Below are 12,891 nucleotides of genomic sequence, written 5' to 3' on the forward strand. Positions count from 1 at the left end.
TCCGTAGGAATCTAAGTAACCTTTTTACACCTGGCATTCGCAAACCTGAAGCTTAAAATATGTAGAAGATTCAAAATCTTTGTGACTTTTGTGGTAAGATCATCTTCCAAACTTAAAATATCTTGATAACGGATGCTTTTTGCCTTTCATAAACAAAGAAGTCATTTCCATTCCCGCGACTGAAAAAGTAATGCCGTTTCCTCCGAAACCCAACACAAAATAAGAATTTTTAAATTTTTTATGCTCGCTGATATAGGGTAAACCGTCTTTTGTTTCCCCAAAAGTTCCAGCCCAGACAAAGTCTGTATAGAAATGATAATCGGGTTTTATTTTCTTTAATGTTTTGATGATCTTTTGTTCTTTTTGATCTAAAATAGCATCACGCTTTTCTGCATTATAAAAATCCTCATCTTCGCCTCCTATTAAAAGCCTTCCGTCATCAGTAGTCCGCATATAGAGATAAGGAGTATCGGTATTCCATACTAATGTGCTGCTGATGTTTTTGAACTTGTCTTTATCAATTTCAGAGACGGCCGCATAAGTACTTTTCAGGTTGACAAAGTTTTCTTTGATCAGGTTTTTGCTTTCATATCCTATACAGTAAATCATCTTTTTTGCTTTGATCTGAAATCCGCTGTCCGTGGTAACCAGATTAAATCCTTTACGCTCCTCCACTTTTACCATTTCAGTTTTATCAAATACTTTCAATCCTTTCTTTGCATTATGCATGAAAAGCTCATGAGCGAATTGAAAAGCATCAATGCTTGCACCTTGTTTTGATAAGATTCCGCCATAGGTATTTTCAAATCCGAACTGTTTCAGAACACGACCTGCAGACAGCCACTTTACTTCAAATCCCGCAGCCTTTCTCGCCTCATATTCTTTTGTCAGCCATTCCAGATCTTTCTTTTTAGAGACATAATACAATGATTTTTTGCGTTTGAAACCTGCTTTGGATCTTATGGTTTTTGTGATTTTTTCCAGGGTATCAATAGCATCGCTACAGGCCTTATAGCTTAAGACCGCACCTTTTTTTCCTATCTGATCTATCAGCTCATACAGAGGAATATCTATTTCGTACTGTAACATTGAAGTGGTGGCGGAAGTACTTCCGTTGCAAAGTTCGCGTTTATCAATCAGGATGGTTTTGTACCCGTCTTTTATCATCTGATGAGCAATCAGGCTTCCCGTAATCCCACCTCCTATAACGAGAACATCACATTCTTCATTTGATTTTAACGATGGATAAGATGCTAACAATCCGTTTTTTATAAGCCAGAAAGGTTCATTTGATTTGAGATTCATATTAATATTTTACACTGAAACTAACAACATTTATACCTTTTTTAACAATTTTCTACTAAATTATGGTGTAATTATTGTTATTCTTTTAAACTGAACCACCATAAAATATTTATTATGATAACAATTATTCCAGAAGCCCCGGAGAATGTTGCGGCATTCAATGCGACGGGTGAAGTAACGAAAGAGGATTTTGAAAAACTGGTAATTCCGCGTGTAAAAGAGAAGGTAGAGCAGTTCGGTGAGCTGAATTATTTATTGTATTTGGATACCGATCTGGATAATTTTACCATGGGTGCATGGCTTGAAGATTTATTGTTGGGACTGAAAAATCTTACCAACTGGAACCGCTCAGCCATTGTTACGGATAAAGAAGGGATACGGAATTTTACCAGTGTTTTCAGTGTTCTGATGCCGGGAGAGTTCAAATCTTTCCCAAAAGAAAATTTATACAATGCCCTCTACTGGTGTAAAAACGGAGATGAGGTAGAGGCATAACATTTATTTGATAAAAAATCGCCTGTTTCTTACTGAAACAGGCGATGTTATTTTTAACTGTGACTTCTTTTTATTTATCACATGATACGCATTCTGCAGCCATCTCTTCTTTCTCAGTTTTTGAACCATACAGGTACATATATCTTACACTTATAACCAGTCCGATAAAGGTCATCCCCACTCCCACCAACGATGGATAGTTGAATGAATAACCATATTCCAAAGGAATTCCTCCAAGGAAAGCTCCCATTGCATTGGCAATATTGAAACCGGCCTGCATAAAAGCTGCGGCCATCATTTCACTTTTCGGGGCAGCTTTCATCATCATAATATTGATGGGTGATGCGATAGACATGGATAGAGCGCCACACATGAACGTCAGTACCAAAGCAATATTTTTATATTCTGCAAGGAAGAAAACACCTCCGAGAGAAATCATCATCAGGAAGATCAGGAGTACACAGGTTTTTTCAGGACCTAATTTATCCGAAACAACTCCTCCCACAAGATTTCCTACTACCATTCCGGCTCCGGCAAGTACCATTACATAAGCCATCTGGCTGCTTTTGATCCCGGCAACAACAGTCATTAAAGGAGTAATATAGCTCAGCCATGTGAACAATCCTCCAAATCCAATGGCTGTAATAGCCAATACCAGCCACGACTGTTTATTTTTAAGGAATTTCAGTTCTTCCATGAAATGGGTATTCTGGTTGGATTCCAGATTGGGAAGCCACATTTTTAAAAATAAAATGGCAAAAAGACCAATCACTGCTACAATCGCAAAGTACAGTCTCCAATGGAAGGTATGCCCGATATAGGTGACCAGAGGCACCATTGCGAGATTGGCAACCGTAAGCCCTGTAAACATCATCGATATATAAAATGCTTCTTTTCCTTTTCCTGCCATTCTTGAAGCCACTACTGTTCCTACACCGAAGAAGGCTCCATGCGGAAGTCCGGACATAAAGCGGATAACCAGCATACTGTTGTATCCCGGTGCAATAGCCGAAAGCGCATTAAATAATGTAAAAAGGATCATAAAAGCCATCAGGACTTTTTTCGGAGGGAATTTTACAGAATATCCAATCAGGATTGGAGCTCCGATAACCACGCCCATGGCATATGCTGAAATCAAATGTCCGGCTTGCGGAATCGTAATCTGTAATGTTTTGGCAATATCCGGCAGCAGTCCCATGACGGTAAATTCCGTAGTTCCTATCCCTAAACCACCAATTGCCAGTGGTATTATTCTTTTGTCAATCTTCATTGTCTCTAAATCTTTTTCTGAATTAATTTCCTTCAAGTTAAAGGATCACCTGAGTATCTTTATTTTGAAAGTGCAAAAATCGCAAGAAAGTTTGAATTTCACTCCTACTTGAATGATAAAAATTTGCTCCATATTAACCTTTTTAATTAATTTTAAATTCAGAAACAATCAAATAAGAACAAAATGAAGATCCAGAAAGAAATTATTGAGTTTGAAAAAGGGAAATCCTTCAAGCTATTTTCTCCTTCTCTGAAAAACTGTTTTTTCTGGCATTATCATCCGGAAATTGAACTGGTATATGTAGAAGCTGTGAACGGAATCCGCCACGTTGGTAAAAACATTTCCGGCTTTACAGACAGTGATCTTTTACTGATTGGTTCCAACGTTCCTCATCTTAATTTTGACTATGGTATTCAGACCGAATGCAGGCAGCTTGTATTACAGATGCGGGAAAGCTTCCTTCAGGACATTATTCTTCCTGTTCCGGAATTTGAGAATATTAAGAACCTTTTGGAACGGTCCTATCTCGGACTTTCATTTTCCGGAGAAACCAAAATTACAGTTGTTGAAAAACTACAGGCTATTAAAGATAAAAACTCTTTTGAATCATTGGTTGGGCTGATTGAAATTCTGCAAATCCTGGCCCATTCCGCCGAAGTGAAAGAACTGAATAAGGAAGATACCCGGATCAAATGGTTTTTGAATGATAAAATCAGAATGGGAACCATCTACGATTATATCCACGAAAATTATGACCGGAAACCCAATGTCAATGAAGTGGCCCAGGTTGTCAGCTTGAGTACTCCTGCTTTCTGCCGGTATTTTAAAAAGCAGACGAATATGACTTTTACTGATTTTGTTAACAATTACAGGATCAATCAGGCTAAAATATTTCTGCTGAAAGATCAGTCTGTAACGGAAGTTTGTTTTCAGGTAGGTTTTGAAAGTCTTTCTTATTTTAATAAATTGTTTAAGCAGCATACGGGAGAAACACCTTCCGAGTTTAAGAAGAAACATTTCAGACCGATTGAAATTAATGGGAAGATTGGAGTGATTAAGAAGGATACGACTTGTTAAGTAATTTTTGTGATTGCGGACTAAAGTCCGCTGCTATGGATACTTTTGTGAGTGTTGTATCAACCACCCCGTCAAAAATTCTTTGAATTTTTGCCACCCCTCCAAAGGATGGGAATGATTGCAGCCGTTATTGTAACGATTGCCACCTTCATTAGTAACCACTAATATCTGCAACCTATCACCTATAATCTGCTACCTGATCCCTGCTACCTAAAAAACAAAAAACCGCTCATTGCTGAACGGTCTGTATTTTTAGTGAATATGTTTTTCTGCGTGGTAAGAACTTCTTACAAGAGGAGAACTTTCAACGTGTCTGAACCCTAAGCTTCTGGCGAAATCCCCGAACTCATCAAATTCTTCAGGCGTGATAAATTTCTTTACCGGAAGATGTTTTTTAGTCGGCTGAAGATATTGTCCAAGGGTGATGACATCTACATTGGCATTTCTGATATCTTCGATGGTCTGGAAAACCTCATCTTTAGTTTCTCCCAATCCAAGCATTACTCCTGTTTTGGTTCTTCTTTGTCCGGCTTCTTTCAGATATCTTAATACTTCAAGGCTTCTTTCATATTTTGCCTGGATTCTTACTTCTCTGGTCAGACGTTTTACCGTTTCCATATTATGAGAGATTACTTCAGGAGCTACTTCTACTAATCTGTCAAGGTGTTTTGTGATACCCTGAAAGTCAGGAATCAATGTTTCCATTGTGGTTCCCGGAGAAATTCTTCTTACGGCATTCACTGTTTCTCCCCAAAGAATAGATCCCATATCTTTCAGATCATCGCGGTCTACAGAAGTAAGCACGGCATGTTTGATCTTCATTAACTTGATGGATCTTGCTACTTTTTCAGGCTCATCCCAGTTTACGTCAAGTGGTTTTCCTGTTTTTACACCACAGAATCCACAGCTTCTCGTACAGATATTTCCTAAAATCATGAAAGTAGCTGTACCTTCACCCCAACATTCTCCCATGTTCGGGCAGCTTCCGCTTTGGCAAATGGTGTTTAATTTATATTTATCAACCAAAGTTCTCAGCTCTCTGTAATTCTTTCCGGTAGGAAGTTTTACGCGGATCCATTTTGGTTTTTGAACGGTAGTGTCTTGAACTGAATTTTCCATTTCTAAAATTGAAGTTCAAAGTTAAGGATTTTTTAATGGAAACCATCAACCGGAAATATTGATGAAACTGATCATCCGAAATTCATTTGTATATTTATGGCTCCAAAATATTCTTATGAAAAAAATATTCTTCCTTTTATCCGCGATATGCGGAACATTTTCTCTTGCCCAAAAACAATTTCAGCCTGCAGGTTCCACGGTTATTGAGACTGTAGACGGAGATCTTGATAGTGATAAAATTCCTGAAAAAGTAATTATCTACAACACAAAGGACACTACTGATATGGGAAACATCCGTGAAATCCAGATCCTGAAAAAGGTTGGCGGTGCATGGACAATCCTTGAAAAATCCAGAAATGCTGTTATGGAAAGCAACGGCGGAGGTATGATGGGTGACCCTTACAGAGAAACGAAAATAGAAAAAGGAATTCTGATTATTTCTCAAAACGGCGGAAGCAGCTGGAAATGGGATGTTACAGACCAATACAGATTTCAGAACGGACATTTTGAACTGATAGGAACCTCCTCTACTTCGGGAAGGCCGGGAGATTACTGGAAAGATATAGATTTTAACCTTTCAACAGGACAGCTGAACTATTCCAAAGAAGTAGAAAATACAGCTGAATATGGTAAATCCTTAAAGGAAACTTATATTAAAAAAGGGCTGAAAATTAATTTGCAAAACAGGAATCAGGAAAAGCAGCAGAAAATAATTCTTCCAAAAACAAAAGAAGAGGTTTATTTCTAAATAAAAGTCGTGGGATGTAAGTTTGGGCTGAAGCCAATTGTAAATCTTGTTGTTCTGGCGAAGGAAGAATTTTATTGATGAACAAATTTATGAGATTCTTCACTCCATTTCATTTCGTTCAGAATGACAAGTCCGTTTCTATTGAATAATATTATTGAATTTAATGATCATCAAACTCATTATTTTTCAGGAGTTCTGCCAGGACTTTTTTGGCCCGCATGACCCTTACTTTGGTATTGGCGACTGAAATTCCCAATTCATCAGCAATTTCTTTGATACTTTTTTCTTCAAAAAATCTCAATCTGATAATGTCCTGATAATTGGCATCCAGGGATTCTATGGTTTTGATGATTTTCTTCTGTTCCTCTTCGGAGATAAGCAGTTCTTCCGGTGATTTTGCGTATTGGTTTTTGACCTCATCAAGATTTTCAACAGCGTCTTCGTTGTCGCGGTTTTTCTTTCTCCAGAAATCAATCACGGTATTCTGGGCAATGGTAAGCACCCAGGTTTTAAACTGAAAATGAGGATCGAACATATCCAGTTTTGACAGTACTTTTGAAAAAACATTGACAGTAATTTCATCGGCATCATTTTCATCTCTCACTTTCTTCATAACAAAGGAGAAGACATCCACCCAAAAAACATTGATGAGTTTAGTCTGGGCCTTCTGGTCTTTATCCTTGGCCTTCTGGATGAGCAGGAATAGCTGTTCGTCGTTCATTAATAACAAATATAGATTATTTGGGCTGAAAAACAAAGTATAGGAAAGGTAAAATGGTAAAAAGGCTTTACCCTTAATACTTCGGAATTTACTATCTTTGCATCTTAAAATTTTAAAGTTAAAAATCAATGAATTCCTTTATAGAAGAACTGAAATGGCGTGGTCTGTTTGCCGATATGATGCCAGGAACCGATGAACAACTGAATAAAGAGGTAACTACTGCATATATTGGTTTTGATCCTACCGCCGATTCTTTACATATCGGAAGTCTTATCCAGATAAAAATCCTGGCTCACTTCCAGCTGCATGGCCACAAACCTATTGCTCTGGTAGGAGGTGCTACTGGAATGATCGGAGATCCATCCGGGAAATCTGCTGAAAGAAATCTTCTGGATGAGGAAACTCTTTTACATTATGTAGACTGTTTAAAGAAACAGCTTTCAAAGTTCCTTAATTTTGAAGGAAATGAGCCTAACAAAGCTGAGCTGGTAAACAACTACGACTGGATGAAGAATATTTCTTTCCTTGATTTTGCTAAAAATGTCGGAAAGAATATCACGGTCAACTATATGATGGCAAAAGATTCCGTAAAAAAAAGATTCTCAGGAGAATCCGGTGCAGACGGAATGAGCTTTACAGAATTCACGTACCAGTTAATCCAGGGATATGATTTCCTTCATTTATACCAAAACAATAATGTGAAGCTTCAAATGGGAGGTTCTGACCAGTGGGGAAACATCACTACAGGAACAGAATTGATCCGTAGAAAAGCTCAGGGTGAAGCTTTTGCTTTAACAGTTCCTTTAATTACGAAAGCAGACGGTTCCAAATTCGGAAAGTCTGAAAGCGGGGAAAATTACTGGCTGGATAAAAAGAAAACTTCTCCTTACAAGTTCTACCAGTTCTGGCTGAATGCTACGGATGAGGATGCTGAAAGATTTATTAAATTCTATACTTTCTTAGGAAAAGAAGAAATTGAAGCTTTAATTGAAGAACATAAAACAGCCCCACACGAAAGAAAGCTTCAGAAGAAACTTGCGGAAGAAGTTACCGTTTGGGTACATGGAAGAGAAGAGTATGAAAAAGCATTGAAAGCTTCTGAAATTCTTTTTGGCCGTTCTACTGCTGAAGATCTTGTAAGCCTTGATGAGGAAACTTTCCTGGAAGTTTTTGATGGTGTTCCTCAGAAAGAAATTGCAAAAGCTGATGTTCTGGGAGTGAATATTGTTGATCTTCTTTCTGAAAAATCAGGGTTCTTGAAATCTAAAAGTGAGGCACAAAGAGAGATTAAAGGAAATTCAATTTCTGTCAACAAGCAAAAAGTAAATGATACTTTTACAGCCAATGAAACAGATCTTATTGATGGTAAATTTTTATTGCTTCAAAAAGGTAAGAAAAGCTACTTTATTGTCAAAGTAAGCTAATCTGAAACACTATATAAAAATCGGCGCTGGGATTCATCTCAGCGCCGATTTCATTTCCTAAATAAATTTAATATTAAAATGTATAGCTTGTAGTAGCCGACAAATATTGTCCACTGGAAGTTCCTTCTTTCTTCAGTTCTCCGTCTACCCAGATCTGAACTTTCAAAGTTGCAGAAGCATCCGGTCCGACAGCGTTTACTCCAACGGTGGCATTGTATGCTCCCGGTTCTGATGTTACCTCAGGGCTGCTCCATGTTGTTCCGCTAAGACTTGTTGCAGTGGTAGGGTTACCGTCAATTCCGTACACCGCTACTTCAATATTACTGCCTGAAGAAGCGATTGCTTTAAAGACCACTTTATGACTTTTCCCTGCTCCATTCACATTGTTGTCGTCATCATCGTTACTGCATGACACTGTAAATCCAATAAGCATTGCTGCTATTACTGCAACGAATGCGCCTCTTAACAGCTTATTCATACTCATTTTTTTCATAATCTTTTGTTTAAATTTTAGTTACTATATTGAATATTCTATGATCCATGATTTGATATCTGCAAAGCTATGAGCATCACCTACGTCTATCAATCCTGAAAAACCAGTAATTTTTTCTACCTAAATTCCGGTATTTTTTATGCTAAAATTTTTAATTAAATTGAGCGTTTAAAAAAATATTTTACAGAATTGATCCATAATGAAGAGATTACTTGTCCTGTTAAGCCTGTTTTTGTCTTTGGCATTACAATCCCAGCAAATCATTCCGCTTAATGAGAAATCTTATATAGACAGCTTACAAAGCATTACAAGAGGAAATCATCCTGATACTTCAAAAGCAACGGCCTTTTTCCTTTTATCTAATTATTACAGGAACAATGATTCTGTTTTGAGTAAAAAATATCTTTCCAACGGAAAAATACTGGCGCAAAGCCATCCTTTTATTTCAGCCAAATATTATTATTACGAAGGACAGTATAATCTGGACAGGAATAAGAAGAAAGCTGCTGTTTCTTATCAGCAGGCTATTCAGTCTCTATCAAAATTTAAAAATGAAGAATCCGATTTTCTTCAGGCTCTTGCCTGGTACAGCTACGGAGTTTCGCAAAAGGATAAAGAGGGCTATATTCCTTTGGTTAAAATCATGCTTGAAAAGAGTATTCCGTTGGTTGAAAAATATAAGAACAGCAGAAACCTGGGATTCCTGTATACTCAGCTTGCCGTTATTCTTACTTATAATGCCCAGTTTAAAAAAGCTGAAGGTTATAATAACAAAGCCCTGGAAATTCTTGAAAAACAATATCCGAATTCTGCTGAGCTATTTTTTACCTATCTCAATTCTGCCAACAATTTCTGTTATCAGGCTAATGGGGATCAGGCTGAAAAGTATTTGAATAAAGCCGAAAAGCTTATCAGGGAATATCCTGAATCTTCATCCAATGCTTTTTATTATTACAGCAAAACCCTGTTGTATATTACCCGGCAGAAAAATGAGGAAGCTCTTCCTGTAATAGAAAAAGGGATTTTTTATACCAGAAAGTACAATCAGAATCTCCTGGCTCAAATGTTTTATTTCAATAAGTTTGACATTTTAAAGAAACTTAAAAGATATAAGGAAGCTAAGGCTACCCTGGAAGATGTTTTAACGGAAAAATCCCTGGCTATTGATCTTAATAACAGAAAAACTTTTTATAAGCAGCTTTCCTTGCTTAATGAAGAATTGGGAGATACTAAAGAAGCGCTCCTGTGGGAACAAAGATATTCCAAACTCAACGATAGTTTGAATACAGAAAATGTAAAGCTTGAAATCAACAAACTCGAAACTAAATTCAATACCGCTGAAAAAGAAAGAAAAATAGCAACTTTAAATGCTGAGAAAAACCAAAAAGATCTGGAAGTTAATAAGAAAAACTCTTATTTGTGGGGAATGGGTCTTGTTTTATTGTTGGCGTTAAGTCTTCTGATCTTCCTGTTTATTATTTTCAGAAAAAACAAAAAAATAAATGAACAGAGAATCAATGATATTAAGCAAAAGGAAGAATTATCGTTAACCAAAGCTATTCTTGATGGTGAAGAAAGGGAAAGAGAACGTATCGCAAGGGATCTTCATGATGGCCTTGGAGGAATGCTTGCGGGTGTGAAAATCAATTTTTCTACCTGGTCTTCCAGTCATTTAAACCCTGAAAAAGATCAGGAGTTTTATAAAATTCTCGGACAGCTGGACAGTTCTGTAAGTGAACTCCGCCATGTGGCCAGAAATTTAATGCCTGAATCATTGCTTAATTTTGGTTTGGAAACTGCCATCTGTGATTTGTGTGAATTTTACAGCAGAAAAAATCTCGAAATTGACTTTCAGGCTATTGATATTGATAAAGCTTTACCTTTAAATATCCAGCTTAATATTTACAGGATTGTACAGGAGTTACTGGCCAATGCTGTAAAACATGCCAAAGCCAGCAGTATTCTACTTCAATGTTCACAGTCCGGCGAAAATTTTCTCATTACGATTGAAGATAACGGAAAAGGATTTGATAAAAATATAGAAAATACCACCAAAAGTATGGGACTTCGCAATCTGAAAAACAGAGTCAACTACCTGAAAGGAAAAATGGAAATCAATTCTGACCACCAGGGAACAGCAATTAATATAGAACTCAATATCAATGGAGAATGAAAAAATAAATATTGTCATTGTAGATGATCATCCTATTGTCATTGAAGGATTAAAAATGATGCTGAAAAGCCAGCCTTTATTTAATGTAGCGGGAAGTTTTGCATCCGGTGAGGAAACACTGGGTTTTATCCGGTCAGAAATGGTAGATATTGTTCTTCTGGACATTTCGCTCCCTGATTCCAACGGTACAGATCTCTGCAGAGAAATAAAAAAAATATCACCCAATACCTCTGTCATTATGTTCAGCAACCGTTCGGAAAGAAGTATTATTATGCAGTCTATACAAAACGGAGCAAGCGGCTATCTTCTTAAAAATACGTCCATTGATGATCTTGTAGTATCTATAAGAGGGGCGCTTTCCGGAGATATTGTTTTCTGCAATGAGACCAAGCAGATAATCAGCCTTCCTTCTCAAAATATCCTCCCTGTTCCGAGGCTCACTAAAAGGGAGAAACAAATTCTACAGATGGTAGCACAGGGGAAAACAAGCAATGTAATTGCTGAAGAACTTTTCTTAAGTCCTCTTACCGTAGACACCCACCGCAAGAATCTGCTGCAGAAATTTCATGCAAAGAATTCAACAGAATTGATCAGTCTGGCTGTACAGCAGGGTTTGATTGAAGAATGAAAAAAAACCGCTTTGAAAGCGGTTTCTTTTATATAATGTTTAAAATAATTTACGGTTCTAAGAAGCTGTAATCAATAGAAGCAACTAATACACCTTTACCTTTTTTCTTAACAGTTCTTACTACTTCTCCATCAATGTAAAGATTGATTGTTAATTCAGAGTTATCATCCGGCATTGATGCGTTGGCATCAAGATTCAGTTGTGCCTGGCTGGAATTCACAAAGAATTCACCACTTGTCCATGGCGAAGTTACAGGAGACTGTGGAGTATTGTATATGGTGTTCTGCGTTGTACCTACCTGTGTTACAACACTTATTATTTCTCCTCCGGAAGTTGTCTTCACTTCGAATTGAACCACATGATCCTGAAACTCTTCATCGTCATCTTTTTTACAAGAATTGACAATGGTGATTACAGAAAATAATAAAACGAATAAAAAAGAAAGTCTAAGTAAACTTTTTGAATTGTAAAATTGCTTCATTTCTCCAAATAGATTTTTTAATGTTTCAAATATAAGTTTTTTATTAATATAAAAATAACTTTTATGAAAATTTTCCAATAAAGATTTCCAAATAATATCAAATCAATAAAAATAAAAAAATCACGAAAAATTCAAAAATACACCACAGATAATTAATCATTACACATACATCATCGTGCAGCAGAAGTTCATTGTATGAATAATAAAGTTAAGATTCTGCAGGTATTTAATTATCTTTGCTGTATGAATTTAGATTACTTAGTAAGAGAGCCGGAACATATTACTTCCCAAACTCCCATTCTTTTTATGCTTCATGGCTATGGCAGCAATGAGCAGGATCTTTTCAGTTTTAGAGAAACGCTTCCCAATGACTGGATCATTGTAAGTTTCAGGGCTCCCCGTGATACTCAGTTTGAAGGATACTCATGGTATGATATCAATTTTAATGATCCCGAAAATTTTATCGATGTCCCTCAGGCCAATGAATCTTTACATGCAGTTCTGGAAAGTATGTTGAAGATTATTAACCACTATGGACTTACGGAAAGCAAAGCTCACCTTTGCGGCTTCAGCCAGGGAGGAATACTGTGCTACGCTCTGGCTTTAAAACATCCTGAGCTTTTCAATCGTGTTGCCTGTATGAGCAGCTATCCTGAAGAAAAAATTCTGGACGGTATTGTAAAAGATAAAAAGAAACTGGAAGGACTTCGTTTCTTCATTTCTCATGGTACGGATGATGCTGTGATACCGCTTGAGTGGGGAAGAAAAGCCGCAGATCTGCTTTATGATCTCAGCTGTTACTTTACGTTCAGAGAGTATATGAGCGGACATGGCGTCAATCAGAAAAATTATATGGATTTGATGGACTTTTTTTCAAAATAAACAAAGACTGTTTTGAAATAAATTCAACAAAAAAACCTACATTATTGTAGTTTATATAAACATTCCAGCTTTTGG

The 12,891-nt window shown here is 36.9% G+C and carries 13 protein-coding genes; 7 read left to right on the plus strand and 6 right to left on the minus strand.

All coding sequences use genetic code 11. The features are described from left to right. Positions 1-99: 99 nt before the first annotated feature. The gene (locus AB1278_RS18050) at positions 100-1,305 is read right to left on the minus strand and encodes an NAD(P)/FAD-dependent oxidoreductase (protein ID WP_343643745.1); all 1,206 of its coding nucleotides are present in this window, start codon (positions 1,303-1,305) and stop codon (positions 100-102) included. Positions 1,306-1,419: 114 nt separating this feature from the next. Here AB1278_RS18050 and AB1278_RS18055 point away from each other — a divergent pair, with 114 nt between their 5' ends. Beyond that, positions 1,420-1,800, plus strand: a complete 381-nt coding sequence (locus tag AB1278_RS18055) for an STAS/SEC14 domain-containing protein (RefSeq protein WP_110010742.1) — start codon at positions 1,420-1,422, stop codon at positions 1,798-1,800. 70 nt (positions 1,801-1,870) lie between these two features. Here the strand turns inward: AB1278_RS18055 and AB1278_RS18060 are convergent, their stop codons facing one another. After that, positions 1,871-3,070: an MFS transporter gene (locus AB1278_RS18060; protein WP_202839725.1), complete on the minus strand. Its 1,200-nt coding sequence runs from the start codon at positions 3,068-3,070 to the stop codon at positions 1,871-1,873. Positions 3,071-3,253: 183 nt separating this feature from the next. On the opposite strand from AB1278_RS18060, the gene AB1278_RS18065 reads away from it, so the two are divergent. After that, the gene (locus tag AB1278_RS18065) at positions 3,254-4,147 is read left to right on the plus strand and encodes an AraC family transcriptional regulator (protein WP_202839727.1); all 894 of its coding nucleotides are present in this window, start codon (positions 3,254-3,256) and stop codon (positions 4,145-4,147) included. A 252-nt stretch (positions 4,148-4,399) separates the two neighbouring features. Here the strand turns inward: AB1278_RS18065 and lipA are convergent, their stop codons facing one another. Continuing rightward, positions 4,400-5,266 (minus strand): lipoyl synthase, encoded by an 867-nt coding sequence (lipA, locus tag AB1278_RS18070; RefSeq protein WP_002981042.1) that lies wholly within the window; start codon positions 5,264-5,266, stop codon positions 4,400-4,402. Between the two features lie 115 nt (positions 5,267-5,381). On the opposite strand from lipA, the gene AB1278_RS18075 reads away from it, so the two are divergent. Then, complete coding sequence (locus AB1278_RS18075; RefSeq protein WP_429816194.1) at positions 5,382-6,014, plus strand: hypothetical protein; 633 nt, start codon at positions 5,382-5,384, stop codon at positions 6,012-6,014. Between the two features lie 160 nt (positions 6,015-6,174). Here the strand turns inward: AB1278_RS18075 and AB1278_RS18080 are convergent, their stop codons facing one another. Further along, positions 6,175-6,735, minus strand: a complete 561-nt coding sequence (locus AB1278_RS18080; RefSeq protein ID WP_110010746.1) for an RNA polymerase sigma factor — start codon at positions 6,733-6,735, stop codon at positions 6,175-6,177. Between the two features lie 128 nt (positions 6,736-6,863). Between AB1278_RS18080 and tyrS the strand changes: the two genes are divergently transcribed. Then, positions 6,864-8,159, plus strand: coding sequence for a tyrosine--tRNA ligase (gene tyrS / locus AB1278_RS18085; RefSeq protein ID WP_227944052.1), 1,296 nt, complete (start codon positions 6,864-6,866; stop codon positions 8,157-8,159). Positions 8,160-8,232: 73 nt separating this feature from the next. Here tyrS and AB1278_RS18090 read toward each other — a convergent pair whose 3' ends face one another. Next, complete coding sequence (locus AB1278_RS18090) at positions 8,233-8,652, minus strand: hypothetical protein (RefSeq protein ID WP_202839733.1); 420 nt, start codon at positions 8,650-8,652, stop codon at positions 8,233-8,235. Between the two features lie 199 nt (positions 8,653-8,851). On the opposite strand from AB1278_RS18090, the gene AB1278_RS18095 reads away from it, so the two are divergent. Together AB1278_RS18095 and AB1278_RS18100 are read left to right on the plus strand one after the other, a co-directional pair. Continuing rightward, on the plus strand, positions 8,852-10,825 hold the full coding sequence (locus tag AB1278_RS18095) for a tetratricopeptide repeat-containing sensor histidine kinase (RefSeq protein ID WP_202839735.1): 1,974 nt from the start codon (positions 8,852-8,854) through the stop codon (positions 10,823-10,825). Continuing rightward, complete coding sequence (locus AB1278_RS18100) at positions 10,815-11,453, plus strand: response regulator transcription factor (RefSeq protein WP_395972732.1); 639 nt, start codon at positions 10,815-10,817, stop codon at positions 11,451-11,453. The genes AB1278_RS18095 and AB1278_RS18100 overlap by 11 nt, the downstream gene beginning before the upstream one ends. Before the next feature lie 49 nt (positions 11,454-11,502). On the opposite strand, the gene AB1278_RS18105 is transcribed toward AB1278_RS18100, so the two are convergent. Continuing rightward, positions 11,503-11,934, minus strand: a complete 432-nt coding sequence (locus AB1278_RS18105; RefSeq protein WP_238349608.1) for a hypothetical protein — start codon at positions 11,932-11,934, stop codon at positions 11,503-11,505. A gap of 243 nt (positions 11,935-12,177) precedes the next feature. On the opposite strand from AB1278_RS18105, the gene AB1278_RS18110 reads away from it, so the two are divergent. Then, positions 12,178-12,816: an alpha/beta hydrolase gene (locus tag AB1278_RS18110; protein WP_110010752.1), complete on the plus strand. Its 639-nt coding sequence runs from the start codon at positions 12,178-12,180 to the stop codon at positions 12,814-12,816. Positions 12,817-12,891: the final 75 nt, after the last annotated feature.

The sequence above is a fragment of the Chryseobacterium sp. NRRL B-14798 genome, from assembly GCF_050470705.1.
Classification (GTDB): Bacteria; Bacteroidota; Bacteroidia; order Flavobacteriales; family Weeksellaceae; genus Chryseobacterium; species Chryseobacterium cupriresistens.